At 72.3% G+C, this 20,731-nt stretch carries 22 protein-coding genes; 11 read left to right on the forward strand and 11 right to left on the reverse strand.

All coding sequences use genetic code 11. The features are described from left to right. Nucleotides 1-56: 56 nt before the first annotated feature. The 5 genes from EXE50_RS03070 to trpC form a co-directional block, all read right to left on the reverse strand. Nucleotides 57-1,229 carry a 3-dehydroquinate synthase II gene (locus tag EXE50_RS03070; RefSeq protein WP_053771240.1) on the reverse strand — a complete coding sequence of 391 codons (1,173 nt, stop codon included), beginning with the start codon at nucleotides 1,227-1,229 and terminating at the stop codon, nucleotides 57-59. A gap of 90 nt (nucleotides 1,230-1,319) precedes the next feature. Continuing rightward, a complete protein-coding gene (locus EXE50_RS03075; protein ID WP_137704334.1) occupies nucleotides 1,320-2,111 on the reverse strand; it encodes a 2-amino-3,7-dideoxy-D-threo-hept-6-ulosonate synthase in 792 nt (263 codons plus the stop codon). A gap of 79 nt (nucleotides 2,112-2,190) precedes the next feature. Then, on the reverse strand, nucleotides 2,191-3,045 hold the full coding sequence (gene trpA / locus EXE50_RS03080; RefSeq protein WP_137704335.1) for a tryptophan synthase subunit alpha: 855 nt from the start codon (nucleotides 3,043-3,045) through the stop codon (nucleotides 2,191-2,193). After that, the gene (gene trpB, locus EXE50_RS03085; RefSeq protein ID WP_053771243.1) at nucleotides 3,046-4,350 is read right to left on the reverse strand and encodes a tryptophan synthase subunit beta; all 1,305 of its coding nucleotides are present in this window, start codon (nucleotides 4,348-4,350) and stop codon (nucleotides 3,046-3,048) included. It abuts the gene before it with no gap. Next, nucleotides 4,347-5,177, reverse strand: coding sequence for an indole-3-glycerol phosphate synthase (gene trpC / locus EXE50_RS03090; RefSeq protein ID WP_137704336.1), 831 nt, complete (start codon nucleotides 5,175-5,177; stop codon nucleotides 4,347-4,349). Before trpC ends, trpB begins: the two co-directional genes overlap by 4 nt. 132 nt (nucleotides 5,178-5,309) lie before the next feature. Here trpC and EXE50_RS03095 point away from each other — a divergent pair, with 132 nt between their 5' ends. Continuing rightward, nucleotides 5,310-5,774 (forward strand): MGMT family protein, encoded by a 465-nt coding sequence (locus EXE50_RS03095; protein WP_053771245.1) that lies wholly within the window; start codon nucleotides 5,310-5,312, stop codon nucleotides 5,772-5,774. Between the two features lie 28 nt (nucleotides 5,775-5,802). On the opposite strand, the gene cmk is transcribed toward EXE50_RS03095, so the two are convergent. Further along, nucleotides 5,803-6,417, reverse strand: coding sequence for a (d)CMP kinase (gene cmk / locus EXE50_RS03100; RefSeq protein ID WP_053771246.1), 615 nt, complete (start codon nucleotides 6,415-6,417; stop codon nucleotides 5,803-5,805). A 131-nt stretch (nucleotides 6,418-6,548) separates the two neighbouring features. On the opposite strand from cmk, the gene EXE50_RS03105 reads away from it, so the two are divergent. Together EXE50_RS03105 and EXE50_RS03110 are read left to right on the forward strand one after the other, a co-directional pair. Then, nucleotides 6,549-9,482 (forward strand): ATP-dependent helicase, encoded by a 2,934-nt coding sequence (locus tag EXE50_RS03105; protein WP_137704337.1) that lies wholly within the window; start codon nucleotides 6,549-6,551, stop codon nucleotides 9,480-9,482. Nucleotide 9,483: 1 nt separating this feature from the next. Further along, complete coding sequence (locus tag EXE50_RS03110) at nucleotides 9,484-10,272, forward strand: CDP-alcohol phosphatidyltransferase family protein (RefSeq protein ID WP_053771248.1); 789 nt, start codon at nucleotides 9,484-9,486, stop codon at nucleotides 10,270-10,272. An 83-nt stretch (nucleotides 10,273-10,355) separates the two neighbouring features. On the opposite strand, the gene EXE50_RS03115 is transcribed toward EXE50_RS03110, so the two are convergent. Further along, entirely contained in the window at nucleotides 10,356-10,736 is a 381-nt protein-coding gene (locus tag EXE50_RS03115) for a hypothetical protein (RefSeq protein WP_053771249.1), read from the reverse strand. A gap of 175 nt (nucleotides 10,737-10,911) precedes the next feature. Here EXE50_RS03115 and EXE50_RS03120 point away from each other — a divergent pair, with 175 nt between their 5' ends. The 4 genes from EXE50_RS03120 to EXE50_RS03135 are packed head-to-tail and all read left to right on the forward strand — an operon-like array spanning nucleotide 10,912 to nucleotide 14,255. Further along, nucleotides 10,912-11,970, forward strand: a complete 1,059-nt coding sequence (locus EXE50_RS03120) for a zinc-binding alcohol dehydrogenase (RefSeq protein ID WP_053771250.1) — start codon at nucleotides 10,912-10,914, stop codon at nucleotides 11,968-11,970. Beyond that, complete coding sequence (locus EXE50_RS03125; RefSeq protein ID WP_121599414.1) at nucleotides 11,958-12,329, forward strand: 6-carboxytetrahydropterin synthase; 372 nt, start codon at nucleotides 11,958-11,960, stop codon at nucleotides 12,327-12,329. Before EXE50_RS03120 ends, EXE50_RS03125 begins: the two co-directional genes overlap by 13 nt. 7 nt (nucleotides 12,330-12,336) lie before the next feature. After that, complete coding sequence (locus tag EXE50_RS03130; RefSeq protein ID WP_137704338.1) at nucleotides 12,337-13,485, forward strand: glycosyltransferase family 4 protein; 1,149 nt, start codon at nucleotides 12,337-12,339, stop codon at nucleotides 13,483-13,485. Then, a complete protein-coding gene (locus EXE50_RS03135; RefSeq protein ID WP_137704339.1) occupies nucleotides 13,482-14,255 on the forward strand; it encodes a class I SAM-dependent methyltransferase in 774 nt (257 codons plus the stop codon). Before EXE50_RS03130 ends, EXE50_RS03135 begins: the two co-directional genes overlap by 4 nt. A gap of 19 nt (nucleotides 14,256-14,274) precedes the next feature. Here EXE50_RS03135 and EXE50_RS03140 read toward each other — a convergent pair whose 3' ends face one another. Both EXE50_RS03140 and EXE50_RS03145 read right to left on the reverse strand, forming a co-directional pair. Further along, a complete protein-coding gene (locus tag EXE50_RS03140; protein WP_121599417.1) occupies nucleotides 14,275-14,463 on the reverse strand; it encodes a hypothetical protein in 189 nt (62 codons plus the stop codon). A gap of 83 nt (nucleotides 14,464-14,546) precedes the next feature. After that, nucleotides 14,547-15,524 (reverse strand): formyltransferase family protein, encoded by a 978-nt coding sequence (locus EXE50_RS03145; RefSeq protein ID WP_053771255.1) that lies wholly within the window; start codon nucleotides 15,522-15,524, stop codon nucleotides 14,547-14,549. Between the two features lie 180 nt (nucleotides 15,525-15,704). On the opposite strand from EXE50_RS03145, the gene purS reads away from it, so the two are divergent. The 4 genes from purS (at nucleotide 15,705) to ilvD (ending at nucleotide 18,986) form a co-directional block, all read left to right on the forward strand. After that, nucleotides 15,705-15,956, forward strand: coding sequence for a phosphoribosylformylglycinamidine synthase subunit PurS (purS, locus tag EXE50_RS03150; protein WP_053771256.1), 252 nt, complete (start codon nucleotides 15,705-15,707; stop codon nucleotides 15,954-15,956). 25 nt (nucleotides 15,957-15,981) lie between these two features. Further along, complete coding sequence (gene purQ, locus EXE50_RS03155) at nucleotides 15,982-16,659, forward strand: phosphoribosylformylglycinamidine synthase I (protein ID WP_053771257.1); 678 nt, start codon at nucleotides 15,982-15,984, stop codon at nucleotides 16,657-16,659. Between the two features lie 38 nt (nucleotides 16,660-16,697). Then, entirely contained in the window at nucleotides 16,698-17,090 is a 393-nt protein-coding gene (locus tag EXE50_RS03160) for a VOC family protein (protein WP_137704340.1), read from the forward strand. Nucleotides 17,091-17,198: 108 nt separating this feature from the next. Then, entirely contained in the window at nucleotides 17,199-18,986 is a 1,788-nt protein-coding gene (ilvD, locus tag EXE50_RS03165; RefSeq protein WP_137704341.1) for a dihydroxy-acid dehydratase, read from the forward strand. 36 nt (nucleotides 18,987-19,022) lie between these two features. Here ilvD and EXE50_RS03170 read toward each other — a convergent pair whose 3' ends face one another. Beyond that, entirely contained in the window at nucleotides 19,023-19,451 is a 429-nt protein-coding gene (locus EXE50_RS03170; protein WP_121599421.1) for a universal stress protein, read from the reverse strand. 51 nt (nucleotides 19,452-19,502) lie between these two features. Then, complete coding sequence (locus EXE50_RS03175) at nucleotides 19,503-20,681, reverse strand: inorganic phosphate transporter (RefSeq protein ID WP_137704342.1); 1,179 nt, start codon at nucleotides 20,679-20,681, stop codon at nucleotides 19,503-19,505. Between the last annotated feature and the right edge of the window lie 50 nt (nucleotides 20,682-20,731).

The raw sequence follows: 20,731 nt of genomic DNA on the forward strand, positions 1-20,731 counted from the left end.
CATGTCGACGGAAAATGATTTGTGGTCGATACGATTCCGGCCGCGGGACTCGACGGCTACTTCTCGATGATGCTCTCCTCGACGGCCTCGCCGAAGTGGCGCGCCACGTCCTCGTAGAAGACGAGCGCCTCGTCGCCGGGCTCGACCTCGGTGACCGCCTTCCGGCCCTCGCTCGTGGCTATCTTCACGGTCTCGGCGTTCTGGATGAGCGTCTCGATACGATCGGTACCGTCGTCGGTCTCGATCTCCGCCTGGATCCGGAACATCGGGCGCTTCTCGATCTTCACCCGACCGACCACCGCCTCGCGGGTGTGCCCGTCGGTGTCGACAACCTGGACCTCGTCGCCGCTCGACAGTTCCGCGAGGTAGTTGGTGCCGCCCTCGGGGTCGCGGACGTACGCGTGGACCGCGCCCGCGTTCACGCGGAACGGGCGCGACTCGACGTACGGCGACTCCGCGGTCTCCGCGTGGACGAAGAACAGCCCTCGCGACATCGAGCCGACCAACATCCCCTCGCTGTCGTCCATCAGCGACCCGGTGTCGATACAGACGCGGTCCGCCATCCCGGTCTGTTCGATCTCTGTCACCTCGGCGTGTCGGAGGTCGAGCGTCTCGCGGTCGGCCGCGTCGCGGGCCTCGACCGCGCCGCGGATCTCGTCGGGGGAGTCGGAATCGAGGAGGACGCCGTCGGCGCCGATCTCCAGGGTCTCGAAGGCGGTCCGGGCCTCCGCGGCGGTCGTCGCGCCCGCGACGAGGTGGGTCTCCTCGCCGACGCGGGCGATGAGGTTCTCCAAGGGGATGATCGACCAGTCCTCGCCGACGACCACGGTGTAGTCGGCGTCGTCGGCCGCGGCCTCGGCGAACGCCTCGTACTCCGTGCCGAGGACGCGGACGTACGCCCCCTGCGCGCGATCGTCGCGGCGGCGCAGCGTGGTCAGGTCGGCCGACCCGGAGAGGTCGTCGGGCATGTCGATCGTCCCGTCGCCCTCGCCGCCCTTCCCGACGAAGTACGCGTCCGCTTCCGCGTCGCTCTCGGCGTCGTCGATCACGTCGGCGTCCGACCGGAACGCCGCGACGTTCACGTCGCCCAGCTCCCGGACGCGCCCGACGTCGCCCTCGTCGACGAGGACCCAGTCCGCCCCGGCCTCGATGGCGGCCGTGACCCGTCGCTTGCGCGCCTCCCAGTCGCCGACCGCGCCGTCGGCTTTGACCCAGACCGTGCGTGTCATTACCGACACCTCACGGCGCGCCGGCTTGAAAACTGCGAAATGAGCAGTCGCGTGCGCCCGACCGCGGCCCCGCGACCGCGGGGGCGGACCTCAGGCCTCGACGAACCCGCCCGCCCGCAGCGCCTCCTCGACGCCCGCGTCGTCGTGGACCACCGCGGAGACCGCGCGGGCGATCCCCTCGGGGTCGTCGTGCTGGAATATCGACCGCCCCATCGAGACGCCCGCCGCCTCGCCGTCCATCGCGCCGCGGACCATCTCGACGGTCTCGCGGTCGGTCCCCTTCGAGCCGCCGGCGATGACCACCGGGAGGCGGGTCGACTCCGTGACGCGCTCGAAGGAGTCGCCGTCGCCGGAGTAGCCGGTCTTCACCACGTCGGCGCCCAGTTCCTCGGCGAGCCGGACGGCGTGGCCGAGCGCCTCCGGATCGCTCTCGTCGACGCCGGGACCGCGCGCGTACGCCATCGCGAGGACGGGGAGCCCGAGCCGCTCGGCGTCGGCGGTCAGCTCCGCGAGCCCCTCGATCTGGTCCGGCTCGTGGTCGGAGCCGACGTTGATGTGAAAGGAGACGGCGTCGGCGCCCGCGCGGACCGCGTCCTCCGCGGTGCCGGTGACGCGCTTGTCGCTCTCGTCCGGCCCGATCGTCGTCGACCCGTTGAGGTGGACGATGTAGCCGGCGTCGTTCTTGTTTTCGTGGACGCGGGGCGCGATGCCCCGCTGCGTGAGGACGGCGTCCGCGCCGCCGCTCGTGACGCCGTCGATCGTCGACTCGATGTCGACGAGCCCCTGGACGGCGCCCATCGTGATCCCGTGGTCCATCGGGACGATGAGGTATCGGTCGTTCGTGGAGATGCGGTCGAGTCGTGCCGAGAGTCCTGCTGTCATTGTGAGGCGAATGTTGTGTGAGAGTGTGGCAATCGGAGGTAAGTCGGTTTCGTTCGGGGAGGTATTGGTCCGGTTCTGGTCAGGCGGACTCGGCCGCCGTCGTCCGCGAGCGGTACCCGCGCTCGGCGCCCTCGGTCAGCTCGCGGGAGAGCGCCTCCAGCCGGTCGGCGACCTCGTCGGTCGACAGGTCCTCGGCGACGCCCTCGGCGACCACGTCGACGAGCGCCGAGCCGACGATGATCCCGTCGGCGCCGCCCGCGACGATGCGCTCCGCGTGCTCGCCCGTCGAGATGCCGAACCCGACCGCCTTCGGCACGTCGTACTCGCGGAGCCGGTCGAGGCTCTCGGTCGTCTGGTCGGAGACGTCGTCGCGGGCGCCGGTCGTCCCCAGCCGCGCCTGGACGTAGACGTAGCCGGAGACGTTCTCCATCATGCGGTCCAGCCGGTCGCCGCGCGTCGTCGGCGCGACGATGAAGACGAGGTCGAGCCCGAACTCGTCGCACGCCTCGCGCAGCGGGTCCGCCTCCTCGGCCGGGAGGTCCGGGACGACGAGCCCCTCGATCCCCGCGGCCGCCGCCCGCTCGACGAACGGCCGAGGGCCGGTCTCGTCGCCGTACTGGTAGATGAGGTTGTAGTACGTCATACACACCGGGGCGGCGTCGACGTCGAGATCCTCCGCGAACGCGAAGAAGCGCTCGGGCGTCATCCCCGCGTCGAGCGCGCGGACGAGCGCCTCCTGGATCGTCGACCCCTCGGCGATCGGCTCGGAGAAGGGGAGGCCGAGCTCGATCACGTCGGCGCCGCCCCGGTCGAGCGCCTGGACGTACGCCTTCGACGACTCGTAGTCGGGGTCGCCGACGACGAGGTACGGGACGTAGGCGGGACCGTCCGCGAACGCCGCGGCGATCTCGTCGGAGTTGCCCGTCTCCGCCATTCAGATTCCCCCCGTGAACATCGACATGTCCGGCGCGTTGGGCACGTCGCGCTGGTCGGTCTCCTCGATGGCGGCGTCGAGGTCCTTGTCGCCGCGGCCGGAGACGTTGACGACGACGCGCTCGCCCAGTTCCTCGTGGTGCTCCTCCAAGTAGCCGAACGCGTGGGCGGTCTCTAACGCGGGAATGATCCCCTCCGTGTTCGAGAGCCGGTGGAACCCCTCCAAGGCGGCGTCGTCGTCGACGGCGACCGGGTCGACGCGGCCCTGGTCGACGAGGTACGCGAGCTCCGGCCCGACGCCGGCGTAGTCGAGCCCGGAGGAGACGGAGTGGCTCTCCATGATCTGCCCGTCGGAGTCCTGAAGCAGTTTCGTCCGCGCACCGTGGAGGACGCCCTCCTCGCCGGCGTACAGCGACGCGGAGTTGGGCGCGACGCCCGCCTCCTCGTCGACTTCGAGCGTGGAGCCGCCGGCCTCCACGGCGTGGAGCGCGACCGACTCGTCGTCGACGAAGTCGGCGAACGTCCCCATCGTGTTCGAGCCGCCGCCCGCGCAGGCGACCACGTCGGTGGGGAGCCCGCCGGTCTTCTCGATCGTCTGCCGGCGGGCCTCCTCGGAGATGACCGCCTGGAAGTCGCGGACCATCACCGGGAAGGGATGCGGGCCGACGATGGAGCCGATCACGTAGTGGGTGTCCTCGACGGTCGCCGCCCAGTCGCGCATCGTCTCGGAGATGGCCTCCTTCAGCGTGCCGCGCCCGGTGGTGACGGGCTTGACCTCCGAGCCGTTGAGCTTCATCCGGAACACGTTGGGACGCTGGCGGTTGATGTCGCGCTCGCCCATGTAGATCGTACAGGGCATGTCGAGGTGCGCCGCCGCCATCGCGGTCGCGGTGCCGTGCTGGCCGGCGCCGGTCTCCGCGATGATGCGCTCTTTGCCCATGTACTTCGCGAGCAGCACCTGCCCGAGCGCGTTGTTCAGCTTGTGGGCGCCGCCGTGGAGCAGGTCCTCGCGCTTGAGGTACACCTCGGTGTCGTAGCGCTCCGAGAGCCGGCCGGCCCGCTGGAGCGGGGTCGGGCGCCCGCCGAAGTCCGCGAGGCGCTCGCGGAACTCATCCATGAACCCGTCCTCGTTGTTCAGCACGTAGCGCTCGTAGGCGTCGGCCAGCTCCTCTATCGCCGGCATCAACGCCTCCGGGACGTACTGACCGCCGTAGCGGCCGAACTTCCCGTCGTCGCGGCCGCGCTCGCGGCCGGGGCGTCGCGAAAGCTCTCCAACCTCGCTCGTCGATGATTCGGTTTCGCTCATGTGGGTGTCTCCGTGGTGTCGGTCGCGTCGCGGGGTGTCGGGTCCGCGTCCTCGTCCGCCTCCGCCCGCGTCAGTTCGCGCGTGTTCGCTTCCACGTCGCCGTCCATGATCGCGCTGCCGACGAGCAGGGCGTCGGCGCCCGCCGCCCGCATCCGGCGCGCGTCGGTCGGGCCCTCGATCCCGCTCTCGGCGATCAGCGTCACCTCGTCCGGGACGTGGGGCGCCACGGACTCGAAGGTTCCGAGGTCGACGACCAGCTCGGCGAGGTCGCGGTTGTTCACGCCGACCGTCGTCGCGCCCGCATCGAGCGCGCGCTCCAGCTCGTCGCGGTCGTGGACCTCGACGAGCACCTGGAAGCCGCGGTCGCGGGCGGCGGCGAGCAGGTCGGGGAGGTCGTCGCCGACGAACCGGGCGATCAGGAGGACCACGTCGCTCTCGACGGCGTCAAGCTGCGCCTCCTCGACGACGAAGTCCTTGCGCAGCACCGGCACGTCGACGGCCTCGCGGACCCGCCGGAGCGTGTCGACGCTCCCGCCGAAGTGCTCCGGCTCGGTGAGCACGCTCAGCGCGGCCGCCCCGCCGGCGACCATCCCCTCGGCGAGCGCGACGGGGTCGTCCTCGCGGCTGCCCTCGGTCGTCGGGCTCGTCGGCTTCACCTCGGCGATCACCGGGACGCGCCCGTCGGCCTCGGCCCGCTCGAACGCGGCCGCGAGGTCGCGGGGCGAGACCGAGGCGGTGTCGCCCGCCCTCGCCGCCGCGTCCGCGCGCTCCCGTGCGGCGGACAGGATCGACCTGACCGCCGGCGCCAGCTCGTCTGGATCGTCCATTACTATACACTAATGTACGTATCTGTTCATAAGGCTTGCGGGGGCCCGGCCGACCCGATTAGCCTCCGGGCGAGGGGACGACTCGGTCAGACGGGGGGATGTTTTAAGTAATCGACCCGACCAGTGAAGGGTATGAGCATGGCGGGCACCTCGGGCGTCTTCGCCCGGGAGTTCGACCAGATCGGCCGGACCGTTCAGGTCGGGTTCGCCGGCGGTCGCGTCATCTCGGTGTCGTTCCCCGCCGAACCGCCGGGAGACGCCGACGGCGACCACGACCTCCTCGACCGGATCGGCGCGTACCTCGGCGGCGAGCGCGACGAGTTCACCGAGGTGGCGCTCGGTCTCACGGTCCCGACCGACCAGCGCGAGGCGCTGGAGGCGCTCCGCAACGTCCCGTACGGTGAGGAGGTTTCGGTGAGCCGCCTCGCCCGGCTCGCCGGGTTCGACCCCGACGACGCCGACGACGTGGCGACCGTGAGGGGCGCGCTGAACGACAACCCCGTCCCCGTGTTCCTCCCGGACCACCGGGTGAGCGGCGGGCCGTACGCGACGCCCGGCGAGATCCGGCGCGCGCTCCGCCGCGTCGAAGGCCTGTAGGCGGGACGACGCCGCCGCGGACGGCCGATCAGATCTCGAAGTCGGGCGTGTCGAACGCGCCCTCGTCGGCGTCGACGTCGTAGCGTTCGATCCCGGTGAGCGCCAGGTCTAGCGTGGCCTCGGCGTCCCATCGCCCCGTGTTGATGACCAGGTCGTAGATGGACCGGTCGTTCAGGTCGATGTCGTAGTAGGACTTGTAGCGCTGCTCCTCGATGACCTCGCGCACCTGCATCTCAGAGGTCATCTCCTCGCGGTCGGCCGTGCGGTCCGCGCGGACCTCGTCGGGCGCGTCGAGCCAGATCCGGATGTCGGCGCGGTTGCCGGCGATCCAGCCCGCGAGCCGCGACTCCAGCACGAACGCCTTGTTCGCGGTCCCCCACTTCTCGGCGATCCGGCGGAGCCGGCGGTCGAGCGCGCGGTCGATCTCCTCGGACTCGCCGGTCTCGGCGATGAGCTGGGAGAGGCTCATCTCCCGTTCGGCGGCGACCTCGCGGAACAGTTCGCCCCCGGAGACGTAGCCGCAGTCGAGCGACTCGGCGATGCCCTCGACGAGGGTCGTGGCCCCGCAGCCCGGCGGGCCGGAGACGGTGACGAACAGGTTCCGGTCGATCCGTCGGTCGGGCTCCGGCGAGGTGCCGCTCATGCGTGTGGCGCCACGGAAGGCGGTCGGATAAACGGGTCGGTTCCGCGAATTTCCGCGGGGCCGACGTATGTGGGGTCGGTTCCGCGAATTTCCGCGGCCCCGACGCAACCGATTTCCCTCCCCGAGCCCTCGTGATCGCCGTGAGCGAGACCACGGACCGCGGCGACGAGGCGGCCGCGCGCGCCCTCCTCCGCGACGCGGTCGAGCGCGGTGCGATCGCGGACCCCGACTTCGACCCGGACGCGGTCCCGATCGCCGACGCCGACGTGCTCGCGCGGCTCTCGCCGCCGGTCCGGCGCTGGTGGGTCGAGCGGTTCGGCGCGTACGTCGGCGAGAACGGCGGGTTCTTCACGCCGCCGCAGCGCGAGGCGATCCCTCGCGTCGACGACGGGGAGAACTGCCTCGTCGCGGCGCCGACGGGCAGCGGGAAGACGCTGGCCTCGTTCCTCGCGGTGCTCGACGACCTCTTCGCGCGCGACCGCGCCGACGACCTCGACAACGCCGTCTACTGCCTGTACGTCTCGCCGCTGAAGTCGCTCGCGAACGACATCGAGCGCAACCTGGAGACTCCCTTGGAGGGGATCGGGGAGGCGGTCGCCGCGGCCGAGAGGGACGACGGGGCGGGGGACGCCGAGGCGTACGATCCGGGCGTCAGGCAGGCGATCCGCCACGGCGACACCTCGAAGGCGGACCGGCAGGCGATGCTCTCCGAGACGCCCCACGTCCTCAACACCACGCCGGAGACGCTGGCGATCCTGCTCAACTCGCCGAAGTTCAAGGAGAAGCTCCGCACCGTCGAGTACGTGATCGTCGACGAGATCCACTCGCTGGCCGCGAACAAGCGCGGCACGCACCTCGCGGTGTCCCTAGAGCGGCTGACCGAGTTGACGCGGAACGGAGACCGGGGAGGCGACGCCGGGATCGCGCGGATCGGCTGCTCGGCGACCGTCGAACCGCTCGACGGGATCGCCTCGTTCCTCGTCGGGCGCGAGCGCGTCGCCGGCGAGGTCGGCGACGCCGACGGGTTCGAGACGCGGCCCTGCGAGGTGGTCGACGCCCGGTTCGCCCGCGAGTTCGACCTCGAACTCCGGACGCCGGCCGCCGACCTGATCCACACGCCGCGGTCGGCGGTGACCGACCGCTTCTACGAGTCGCTTCACGACCTGATCGAGTCCCACGAGAACACGCTGGTGTTCACGAACTCCCGCTCGGGCGCCGAGCGCACCCTCCAGGAGCTCCGGGGGCGGTTCGACTACGACGAGTCGGACTCCGGCTGCCACCACGGGAGCCTCGGCGAGGCGCAGCGCACCCGCGTCGAGGAGGGGCTGAAGTCGGGCGAGCTGGACGTGGTCACGACCTCGACGAGCCTGGAGTTGGGAATCGACATGCCGCACCTCGATCTCGTCGTCCAGGTGGGCTCGCCGAAGTCCGTCGCCGCGCTGCTCCAGCGCGTCGGCCGCGCGGGCCACAGCCCGGGCGAGACCGTCGAGGGCCGGGTGTTCGCCCTGGACCGCGACGAGCTGATCGAGTGCGCCGCGCTGCTCGCGCGCGCCGAGGACGGGTTCGTCGACCGCGTGTTCCCGCCCGAGGGCGCGTATGACGTGGCGGCACAGCACGTCTACGGGATGGCCATAAACCGGATCCGCCCCGACCGCGAGGTCCGCGAGGTACTGCGCCGGGCGCACCCGTACCGCGGCTTCGACGACGCCGCGTACGAGCGGCTGTTCCGGTACCTCACGGGCGACTACGACGGACTGGAGGAGAAGAACGTCTACCCGAAGGTGTGGCGCGACGCCAACGACCCGCCCGACGGCGAGCACCACCACCCCGCGTACCCGGTCGGCGAGACGCTCGTCGGGAAGCGCGGGCGGCTCGCGCGGGTCATCTACATGACGAACGTGGGAACGATCCCCGACTCGTTCACCTGCGACGTGTTCACGCGCGACGACGAGTGGGTCGGCACCCTCGACGAGTCGTACCTCGACACGCTGGAGTCGGGCGACGTGTTCGCCTTGGGCGGCGAGCGGTTCGCGTTCCGCTACCGCCGCGGCTCGAAGGTGTACGTCGACCACACGAGCGAGCGCCCGACCGTGCCGTCGTGGTTCGCCGAGCGACTGCCCCTCTCGGCGGACCTCGCCCGCGAGGTCCTCGACTTCCAGGCCGAACTCCTCGACCGCCTGACGGGGGACGGCGCGAACGCCGGCCCGGCGGCGGTCCGGGCGTGGCTCCGACAGTTCCCCCTCGACGGGAACGCGGTCCGCGCGCTCGCCCGCATGTACGACGAGCAGGTACGGTACGCGGGCGCGGACTCGGTCTCGACGCCCGACCGCCTCGTCGTCGAGGAGGAGCTCGACCGGAGCGAGTACAAGCGGCGCTTCTACGTCCACTCGATCTACGGCCGCCGGTTCAACGACGGGCTCTCGCGGCTCGTCGCGGCCGCGGTCGCGAACCGCACCGACGCCAACGTCGCGGTGGCGGTCGCCGACCGCGGCTTCTCGCTCGCGCTCCCGCTGAACCGGAAGGTCGACGTGGCGGGGATACTGGCCGACCTCGACCCGGAGACGGTCCGCGAGGACCTGCGCGAGGCGGTTCAGGGGACGGACCTGCTCCAGCGCTACTTCCGGATCAACGCAGGGCGCGCGCTCCTGATCCTGAAGCGGTACAAGGGGTACGAGAAGTCGGCCGCGGAACAGCAGGTCTCCGCCGAGATGCTGCTGTCGTTCGCGGCCGACTTAGAGGAGTTCGCCGTCTTAGAGGAGACGTACCGGGAGCTGCTGGAGGACCGGCTCGACGTCGACGGCATCCGCGAGGCGGTCGACCGGATCGCCGCCGGCGACCTCGCGGTCGAACACCGCGTCGTCGACTCGCCCAGCCCGCTCGCGTTCGGGCTCGCGACGCTGGTCGACTCCGACACCGTCATCGCCGACGACGAGTCCGCGGTCCTTCGCGAGTTCCACGCCCGCGTGATGGAGGAGATCGGCGAGACCCCGCGGAGCGCCGCGGCCGAGGGAGAAGGCGGAGGCGACCCCGACGCCGGACCGCCCGCGGACGGGAAACCGGACTGAGATGACGGTCCCCGATCCCCCCGCCGTCCCGCCCGCCAGGCTCCGCCGACGGTTCGCCGGGGCCGTGGCGCTCGGCGCGCTCGGGCTGGCCGCGCTGTGGCGCCCGCTCGGCACGGCTTGGGTCCTCGCCGCGGTCGTTCCCGGCGCGTACCTCGCCGCGTACGCGCGCGGCAACCTCGCGGCGAACCGCACGCCCGACGGTGAGGCACCGGACCCGCGGCTCGGCCCGGCGAACGCGATCACGCTGTTCCGCGGCTGGCTCGCCGTCGTCCTCGCGGGCGCGGCGGTCGCGCCGGCGCCGAGTCCGTGGCTCCCCGCCGCCCTCTTCGTCGGCGCGGTGGGCCTCGACGCGGTCGACGGCGCTGTCGCCCGCCGCACCCGCGAGACGGCCCTCGGCGCGCGCCTCGACGGGGCCACCGACGCGTTGGCCGTGCTCGTCGGCGCCGCGGTCGCCGTCGCGCTCGGCGCGCTCCCCGCGTGGTACCTCCTCGCCGGCGGCGTCTGGTACGCCTACGCCGGGTCGCTGTGGCGGCGCCGGCGACGCGGGGCACCGGTGTACGAGCTGCCGCCCAGCCGGGTTCGGCCGTTCGTGGGCACCGCGCAGTTCGCCGTGGTCGCGCTCGCGCTCCTCCCGAACGTCGGCCGCGGGGGCGGGAGGGCCCTCCTGACCGCGTTCGCGGCGGTCGCGCTGGCGGCGCTCCTGGCGAGCTTCGCCAGAGACTGGGCGGCCGCGACGGGGCGACTCGGCCGCGACGACCCGCCGACCGCGGCCGGGCGAGGCGGCGAGTGAGGCGGTGAGCGAACGGTCCGAACTGGGCGGGGGCGGGACCGGTTCGCGGCGTCGAGGAGTGAACGGCGAGCCGCGGTCGCGCGCTACGACTCTCTTGAGAGCAGGACCGCCAGGACGGCGATCAACGCGACCTGCGCGACCTTGTCGACGGCGCCGTACACCCCGACGTCGGCCGGGAACGAGTACGTCCCGGTGACGAAGTTGATCACGTACCAGAGGACGATCTGACCGCCGGTGAACGGGATCCCGACGGCGTACATCAGCCGGCGCCGGTACCCGGCGACTATCGCCGCCACGCCCGCGCCGAAGCCGAGGGTCGCGACGAAAAAGGAGATCCCAAGCGCGCCCCCGACCAGAACCCCGAGGACGGCGTGGACGATCCCGGACACGGTCGCGGCGATGATCCCGACCCAGTGGAGCGTGGTCAGCGATTCGACGTCGGCGCCCGCGTCGGAGTGTGCCATGGATACGCCACGCACGGCCTCCGCCGGCTTATGTTTACTCCCCGGCGGGCGCGACCGCGACGGGCGACTCCGCTCGGTCGGGCGGTCGTCGCCGGCGGGGCTTTATATTTGATCGGCACATGCGATCGGTAATGTCGACTCCTCTCGGCCGTCGGCCGCGGACGGGTGAGTCCGCGTGAGCGACGGCGCCGTCCACCGCGCGGTGGAGTTCACCGCCCCCGAGCGCGTCGAGGTCGTCCCGGTCGACGACCCCGCCCCGGCCCCCGACGAGGTGGTCGTCTCCGCGTCCGTCTCGGCGGTGAGCGCGGGGTCCGAGCTGCTCGCGTACCGCGGGGATCTCGACCCCGAGACCGTCGCGGACGAGGAGCTCTCCTCGCTCGACGGCGACCTCTCGTACCCGCTCCGCTACGGCTACGCGGTCGTCGGGCGGGTGACCGCGGTCGGCGAGGCGGTCGACCCGTCGTGGCGCGACCGCACCGTCTTCGCGTTCAACCCCCACGAGAGCCGGTTCGCCGTCTCCCCGGACGCGCTCATCCCGGTCCCGGACGGGATCGACCCGGAGACCGCGACGCTGTTCGCGAACGCGGAGACGGCGGTGACGCTGACGCTCGACGCGGCCCCCCGGCTCGGCGAGCGCGTCGCGGTGTTCGGGCAGGGCGTCGTGGGGCTGCTCACGACCGCCCTCCTGGCACGGAGCGGCGCGGAGACCGTGGTCGCGGTCGAACCGAAGGACCGGCGGCGCGGGCTCGCGGCCGAGTTCGGCGCCGACGCCGTCGTCGACCCGACCCGATACGACGGGCGCGCCGGCGTCGTCGACGCCGTCCGCGACCGCACCGGGGGCGTCGACCTCGCGGTCGAGGTCTCGGGGCGGCCCGAGACGCTGGAGACGGCCGTCGAGACGACGCGGTTCGACGGCCGCGTCCTCGTGGGGTCGTGGTACGGCACCAAGCGCGCCGACCTCGGCTTCGGCGACCACTTCCACCGCGGGCGGGTCACCGTCCGGAGCAGCCAGGTCACGACCATCGCGCCGGAACTCCGGGGTCGTTGGGACCGGGAGCGCCGCCGCGAGACCGCCTGGCGCCAGCTCCGGCGACTTCACGGCGAGCTGGGCGTCACCGAACGGCTCGTCACGGACCGCGTCCCGGTCGACCGCGCGCCGAGCGCGTACCGGCGCCTCGCCGACGAGGGCGAAGCGACCCTCCAACTCCTCTTCACCTACCCATGTACGAACTGACCGTCTCCGAGACGTTCGTCGCACAGCACTACCTCACCGTCCCGAACCCGCCGGCCGGCGAGGCGGAGCTCCACTCGCACACCTTCACCGCGGAGGCGACGTTCCGCGGCCCGGAGCTCGGCGAGTACGGCTACCTGCTCGACATCGATCTCGCGCTCGACGCCCTGGCCGACGCGGCCGACCGCTACCGGGACGAGACGCTCAACGAGCACTTGGAGGGCAACCCCAGCGCCGAGCGGCTGGCCCGGGCGCTGTTCGACGACCTCGCGACGGTGGACGCCCCGGCCGCGACCCGGCTGACCGTGACCGTCCGCGAGGACGATGCCGCGAGCGTCTCCTACGCCGGCGAACTGCGGTGACGCCCCGATGCGCGTCGCCCTAGTGCTGGCCGGCGACATCGAGTCCGAGTCCGGCGGCTTCTACTACGACCGGCGGCTCCGCGACCGGCTCCGCGGGCGCGGCCACGGCGTCGAGGTGGTCTCGCTGCCTCGGGGGTCCTACCGGGAACGCCTCGCGCCGAACCTCCGTGCGGGCCGGCTCGCAGACCGCCTCGCCGAGTTCGACGTGGTCGTCGAGGACGAGCTGGCGCACCCCTCCGTGCTGTGCGCCAACCGCCGGCTCGACGCGCCGACCGTCGCGCTCGTCCACATGATCGCGTGGCGTGCGCGGGCGGCGCAGGGGACGCCGGACGGCGGACGGGGGCCCCTCGACCGCGCGCGCTCGGCGCTCGGTCGCCGCGGAGTGGCGGCCGTCGAGCGCCGGTTCCTCCGCGGCGTCGACGCCGCGGTGTACAACGCCGAGACGACCCGTCGGAACGCGGCCGTGCTCGGCGGCCCGGCCAGGAGCGCGGTCGCCCCGCCGGCCGGCGACCGGTTCGAGCCCGTGACCTCCGCGTCCGAGATCCGCGAGCGCGCCCGGTCCGGTCCGCTGGAGGTGACCTTCCTCGGGAACGTCGTCCCGCGGAAGGGGCTCGACGCGCTCGTCGACGGCCTCGCCAGGCTGGACGGTCGCGACGTGGACTGGCGGCTGACGGTCGTCGGGGACCGGACGGTCGCGCCGGACCACGCCGAGGCCGTCGCGGAGTCGGTCGCCGCGGCCGGGATCGGCGACCGCGTCGGCTTCGCCGGCCGCCTCGACGACGAGGCGGTCGCGGCGCGGCTCCGCGAGAGCCACGTCCTGGCGGTCCCGTCGCGGTACGAGCCGTTCGGCATGGTGTACCTGGAGGCGATGGGATTCGGCTGCGTGCCGCTGGCGACGACCGCGGGCGGCGCGAGCGAGTTCGTCCGGGACGGCGAGTCGGGCGTCCTCGTGCCCCCCGGCGACCCGCGCGCCGTGGCCGCGGCCCTCCGCGACCTCGACGACCGCGACCGGCTGGCGGCCATGGGGACCGCCGCCCGCCGCGACTACGAGGCGCGGCCGGGGTGGCCGGAGACGCTCGACCGCGTCGTCGACTTCCTGGAGGCCGAGGCCGGACGGCGGACGGGGGGCCCGGATCGGGGAGGTGACGCGGCGTGACCGACCACGCGACGTACCTCGACGCGAAGCGCGCCCTCGACGACCGCTCGCTGAACCGGACGGTCCTCGACCGCTTCGCCGCCGAGCTCCCGCCCGAGCCCGAGGTGCTCGAAGTCGGCGCGGGCACGGCGACGATGGTCGAGCGCCTCGTCGACTGGGGCGTGATCGACGCCGGCCGGTGGGTCGCGGTCGACGCCCGCGAGGACGCCCTGTCGGCGGGCGAAGCGCGGATCGGCGGCGCGGTCGGCGACGTCGCCGTCGAGTTCCGCGTCGCGGACGCCTTCGACGTCGCGAGCGAGGCGGCGGCCGCCGGCGAGCGGTTCGACGCGGTCGTCGGCTGCGCGTTCTTCGACGTGGTCGACGCCGCCCCCGCGGTCGACGCCCTCGCCGAGGTCGCCCCCGTCGCGTACGCGCCGATCACCTACGACGGCAAGACGCGGTTCGCGCCCCCGGACCCGGACGACGAGGCCGTCCTCGACCGCTATCACCGCCACATGCGGGAGTTCCGCCCCGGCGGCCCCGACGGGACGGCGGCGCTGGCCCAGCAGGCGACCGCGATCGCCGAGGGGCCCTCCCCGTGGGAGATCGAACCCCCCTACGAGTCGGGCGAGCGGACCGTACTCGCGCACCTGCTCGACACGGTGGAGGCGGCCGTCGGCGAGACCGGCTACGACGCGAGCGACTGGGCGGCCAGACGCCGCCGGGCGCTCGACGACGAGCGCCTGCGCTACGAGGCCGCGAACCGCGACCTGCTGGTGCGGTTGGAGTGAGCGCCCCGGCGGTCCCGGTTCACGGCCCGAACGGCTCCCCCGGAACCGGGTCCGGGAGCCCCTCGAGCACCAGGGTCGTGTAGTGGAGGAACACCGCCAGCGCGGCGAGCGAGAGGAGCAGCAGGAACAGCAGGATCAGCCGCTCGTCGCTGCGGACGACCGCGGCGGTGTCCGCGAGGAACCTCGTCCGCGCGCGACGGCCGGTCATCGTCCATTGTTGCGCTCGCGGGCGATTAAAAGTAGCCGCCGCAGTCCGGGTGCGACCGGCGCCTGCGGCCCTCTCCCGCTCCGTCAGTCGTCCGACGGCGACGGGCGGGTCCGGCCGAGGGGCTCGCCGTCGACGGGCTCGTCCGGGTTCGCGTCCACGGCGGCCTCCGAGAGGCCGAGCTGCGCGTCGACGTCCACGTCCTCGCGCACGTGGACGGTCCCGCGGTGGACCGCGATGGCGTCCGCGAGGTGGAGCCGGACCGCGTCGAGCAGCACCTCGGCCTCGAGGGGCTGCCCCCGCCGCTTGATCTCGTCGACGTCGGCGCCCGGGGGCACGTCGAAGGCGCGCTGAGCGATGACCGGCCCCTGGTCGAGGTCGGTCGTGACGTAGTGGGCCGTGACGCCCGCGACCCGGACGCCGGCGTCCTTGGCCTGCCGGTACGCCTCCGCGCCGGGGAACGCCGGCAGCAGCGAGGGGTGGACGTTGACGATCCGCCCCTCGTACCGGAAGACGACCTCGGGCGAGAGGATGCGCATGTACCGCGCCAAGGCGATGAGGTCCACGTCGTACTCGGCCAGCAGGTCGAGCAGACGCTCCTCGTCGGTGTTGCCGTTGCCGTCGCCCACGTCGTAGAACGGCTTGTCGTAGCGCTCCGCGAGCGACCGGAGGTCGCCGCGGTTGCCGATGACGACCGGGATCTCGGCCTCGCTGTCCTCGGCCAGCTCGCCCCGCGCCTCCGCCTCCAACAGCGCCTCGGGCGCGTGGGTCTCCTTGGTGACGAGCAGCGCGACGCGCCGCGCGTCGCGATCGCTCGGGAACCGTACTTGGATGTCGACGTCGAGCTCGCGGCCCAGCTCGGCGAGCGCGCGGCGGAGCTCGCCGCGCGATGTCTCCATCTCCGCGGTGTCGACGCGGGTCGTCATCCGGAAGACGCCCTCGCGGACCGCCTGGTCTAAGTCCTCGATGTTGATTCCGCGCTCGAACAGCAGGGAGGTGACCCGCGCGATGAGTCCGGTCTTGTCTCCTCCGACGACCGTGATTTCGGTCAGTTCGCGGGTCATGCGACGATCACCTCCGCGGGTTCGAGCGGCTGCATACACCCTTCACAACAGCCGGAGGGGTTTGCCCCTTTCGCTCGGTGCCGTCCCTGCCTCCCGCACGAACGACCGCAACATATCCACGAATATGCGCATAAGCGTCGTTCCAAAACGGTTTTTACACACGACCCCGCACCAACAGGTATGACCGCGTACACGGCGACGGTGACGATCCGGCTAAAGCGGGGCGTCCTCGACCCGGAGGCCGAGACGACCCAGCAGGCCCTCGAACGGCTCGGGTTCGAGCTGTCCGACCTCCGCTCGGCGGACCGCTTCGAGGTCGACCTCGACGCAGCCGACGCCGACGAGGCGGCCGACCGCGCCGACGAGATGGCCGAGCGGCTGCTCGCGAACCCCACGATCCACGACTACGACGTGGCGGTCGCGGAGCGATGACGGCCGACAAGGCGAGGTGGGCGGCGTGACGGTCGCCGTCGTCCAGTTCGGCGGCTCGAACTGCGACCGCGACGCCGTCCGCGCCTTAGATCACCTCGGCGTCGACGCCGAGCGCGTCTGGTACGACGACGGCCTCCCCGCCGACCCCGACGGGGTCGTCCTCCCCGGCGGGTTCTCCTACGGCGATTACCTCCGCGCCGGCGCGATGGCCGCCCGCGACCCGATCATGAACGAAGTCCGCGACGCCGCCGACGCCGGCGTCCCCGTGATCGGCATCTGTAACGGCGCGCAGATCGGCTCGGAGTCGGGGCTGACGCCCGGCGCGTTCACCACGAACGCCTCCGCGCGGTTCCAGTGCGAGCCGGTCCGCCTGCGCGTCGAGCGCGCCGATACCCCCTGGACCGCCGCCTACGACGAGGGACAGGTCATCGAGGTCCCCATCGCGCACGGCGAGGGGCGCTTCGAGATAAGCGAGGCGGCCCACGCCGACCTCGTCGCCGAGGACCGCGTCCTCTTCCGCTACTGCGACGCCGACGGGAACGTCACGGACGCCGCCAATCCGAACGGCTCGACCGACAACGTCGCCGGCGTCCTCGGCGAGCGCGAGACGGTGGCCGTGCTGATGCCGCACCCCGAGCGCGCCACACTCCCCGACCTCGGGCGCAGCACCGACGGCGCCGGAATCCTGCGCGCGTTCGCCTAACTGTCGCCTTTTTGCCGCCGGCCGCCGAACCGACACGCATGCGAGCGCGACACATCGATCACGTCAACTTCCGGATCCCGGAAGACGGCGCCGACGAGGCCCGCGAGTTCTACGGCGAGCAACTCGGGTTCGGCGTCGAGGACGCGCTGTACGCGGCCGACGAGAAGCCCTTCTTCGACGTGCGGCTCTCGGCGACCGCGGTGATCCACCTCTGGCCGACCGAGGAGTTCGAGGCGCCGACGAAGACGAACTACGACCACGTCGCGGTCGTCGTGGAGGAGTCGGTCGACGAGATTGAACGCGAGCTGGCGGACGCGGGCGCCGCGGTCGAGAAGACGCTCGACTCGCCGCTGGGCGCGACCGGCGAGGCCGGCGCGGTGTACGTCAGGGACCCGTTCGGCTACCGGGTGGAGCTGAAGGCGCGGGTGTGATAGCCCGGGGACGACGACCGATCGACCCCCGCCCCGAACCCGTTCGCCCCGCCGAGCAACCCTCGCCCCGACGCGGTCGTTTAAGAGTCCCGAGCGACAGGGTCGCGTATGAGCGAACAGCAGCCGAGGTCCGACGACGACGAGCGGCGCCGTCGCCGGGAGGACGCGGACCGATTCGCCGGGAAGAAGGACGGGGACCTGCGGAGCCGCGAGGTGACCGAGGGACCGGACAAGGCGCCGCACCGCGCGATGTTCCGCGCGATGGGGTTCGACGACGAGGACCTCTCCTCGCCCATCGTCGGCGTCCCGAACCCGGCGGCCGACATCACGCCGTGTAACGTCCACCTCGACGACGTGGCCGACGCCGCGCTCCACGGCATCGACGCCGCGGGCGGGATGCCGATCGAGTTCGGCACGATCACGATTAGCGACGCCATCTCGATGGGGACGGAGGGGATGAAGGCGAGCCTGATCTCGCGGGAGGTCATCGCCGACTCGGTCGAGCTGGTCTCCTTCGGCGAGCGGATGGACGCGCTGGTGACGGTCGCGGGCTGCGACAAGAACCTCCCCGGGATGATGATGGCCGCGATCCGGACGGACCTGCCGAGCGTCTTCCTCTACGGCGGCTCGATCATGCCCGGGCAGCACGACGGCCGCGACGTGACGATCGTCCAGGTGTTCGAGGGCGTCGGCACGTACGCGCAGGGCGACATGGACGCCGACGAGCTCGACGACCTGGAACGCCACGCCTGTCCCGGCGCGGGCTCGTGCGGCGGGATGTTCACCGCGAACACGATGGCGTCGCTCTCGGAGGCGCTCGGGCTGGCGCCGCTCGGGTCGGCCTCGCCGCCCGCCGAGGACGAGGCGCGCTACGCGGTCGCCGAGCGCGCCGGCGAGCTGGCGATGGACTGTATCGAGAACGACCGCCGGCCCTCCGACATCCTCTCGCGGGAGTCGTTCGAGAACGCCATCGCGGCCCAGACCGCGATGGGCGGTTCGACGAACGCCGTCCTCCACCTGCTCGCCTTGGCGGGCGAGGCCGACGTCGACCTCTCGATCGAGGACTTCGACGAGATCTCGCGGCGCACGCCGAAGATCGCGAACCTCCAGCCCGGCGGGACGCGCGTGATGAACGACCTCCACGAGGTCGGCGGCGTGCCGGTCGTGCTCCGCCGCCTGCTGGAGGCGGACCTGCTCCACGGCGACGCGATGACAGTGACGGGCGACACCCTCGCCGAGGAGATCGCGGCGCTGGAGGAGCGCGGCGAGCTCCCGGACGAGTCGGACATCGAGGCCGACTTCCTCTATCCCGTCGACGACCCGAAGGAGGAGGAGGGCGCGATCAAGATCCTCGACGGCAACCTCGCGCCGGACGGCTCGGTGCTGAAGGTGACCGGCGACGACGAGTTCTACCACGAGGGGCCGGCCCGCGTGTTCGAGAACGAGGAGGACGCGATGGAGTACGTCCAGTCGGGCGGGATCGAGTCCGGCGACGTGATCGTCATCCGCAACGAGGGCCCCCGCGGCGGCCCCGGGATGCGCGAGATGCTCGGGGTCACCGCCGCGGTCGTCGGCGCGGGCCACGAGGACGACGTGGCGCTGCTCACCGACGGCCGCTTCTCGGGCGGCACCCGCGGCCCGATGATCGGCCACGTCGCGCCCGAGGCCGCCGTCGGCGGCCCGATCGGCCTGATCGAGGACGGCGACCACGTCACCGTCGACATCCCCGAGCGCGACCTCACCGTCGACCTCTCCGACGAGGAGCTGGAGGCGCGCCGCGAGGAGTGGGAGGCGCCCGAGCCGCCCTACGAGGGGGGCATCCTCGCGAAGTACGGCCGGGACTTCGCCTCCGCCGCCGCCGGCGCGGTGACGAACCCGCGGCTCACGCGGGACTGATCGCGCCGCCGCCCACCGACCGCGCCGGGCCCTCCGTCAGCGGACGAGCACCACGGGCACCGGGGCGCGCTTGGAGACGGTCTCGGCGACGTTACCGACGAGGAACCGGCGCGTCGCACGCCCGCGGTCCGCGCCGTGGGCCCCGATCACGACCGTGTCGTACCCCTCCGCCCGGTCGACGATGTTCCGCGCCGGGTGGCCGACGCCGACGGCCGTGTCGACCTCGCGGCCGCGGTCGGTCGCCAGTGCGCGGGCGCGCTCGAAGACGCCCTCCGCGCGCTCCGCGGCCGCCGCCTCGAAGTCGTCCGCGAGCGCGAGCGACGCGGCCTCGCCCATCATCATCGACGGCGCGCCGACGACGTGGACCACGGTGACGTCGGCGTCCGGGAAGTTCTCCAAGGCGTATTCGAGGGCTCGCTCGGCGTGGTCCGAGTCGTCCATCGGCACGAGGATGCGGTCTATCATACCCGATCTACGCTGCACACCCTCCTAACTGCTCCCGTCAGCGCGGCGTCGTCAGGCGACTCCCGGCAAGAGGACGAAGAACGCGTACGCCAGCGCGGTCGACACCGACGGGCCGATGATCCACATCGAGACGTACTTCAGGACCGCCCGGGGGTTGAACAGGTCGCCCGCGTTCAACACCGCCGCCGGCTCCGCCTCCCCGATCGGCGACGACTGCCGTCCCTCGGTGTCGACGACGGTGATCGCGCCGGTGACGATCTCGTTGTCGCCGGTGTCGCGCGTGACCGCCTGCCGGACCGTGACCGGGCGCGTCGCCCGCCCCCAGCCGATGCCGACGATCGTCATCACCGTGCCCATGACGAGGCTGATCGGGATGCCGATCCACGAGAGGACCGTCGTGATCGTCGAGGCCGTGGTCATCACGAACAGCGCGGCGAGGAGTGGGATGTCGCTGAGCTCGCCGCCGACCGACTCCATCGTGCGGCGGGCGATCGTGAACCCGCCGAGCCCGATCGCGAGCGTCGCGAGCAGGATCGCGGTGTCGTCGGGGAGCCCGCCGACCCCGCTGACGAGCGGCGCGGCGGCGTTCGGGACGTTGCTCGCACCGGCGCTGAACGCCATGTAACAGCCGATGACCAGAACCACGACCGTGCTGACGAGCTCCGAGTACGTCGTGTTGGGTCCGAGCGCGACCGTGGGTACGGCCCCGTCGCGGTCGAGTCGGAGCAGCGGGCCGGGGGACTTCTCGATGCGAACGCGCCGGTTCACGGCCGGGTAGACGTACCGGCCGATGACGACCCCGATCCAGAAGCCGATGATCGGCGTCACGATCCACCAGGAGACGATCCGGGTGATCGTGGCGTAATTGAGCGTGTCGGTCGCCAGCCCGAGCCCCGCGATAGCGCCAACGGTCGTCATCGAGGTCGGCACCGGGACGCCGAAGACGTTCGCGATGAGGATCCCGAACCCGATGAAAAACAGGACTGCGACGCCGGCCGACAGCGAGAGCTCGGTCGTGATGATCCCGCCGCTGAGCGTGTCCATCACGTTTCGTCCCACCGTCCACCCCCCGAGGAACACGAACACCGTCATCAGCGCGGCCGCGGTCGTCTTCTTCAGGATGCCGGCGCCCACCGGCGGCCCCCACGCGATGCCGGTCGAGGAGCCGCCGATGTTGAAGCCGACGAACACCGAGGCGACGATACCGACAGCGAGCAGCGTCTCGACCATCTCCTGCGCCTACCGGCATCGGCGGCAAATACCTGTCGCCATCGGGGAGC

Origin of the sequence: Halorubrum sp. ARQ200 (genome assembly GCF_005435115.1) — an archaeon.
GTDB lineage: Archaea > Halobacteriota > Halobacteria > Halobacteriales > Haloferacaceae > Halorubrum > Halorubrum tropicale.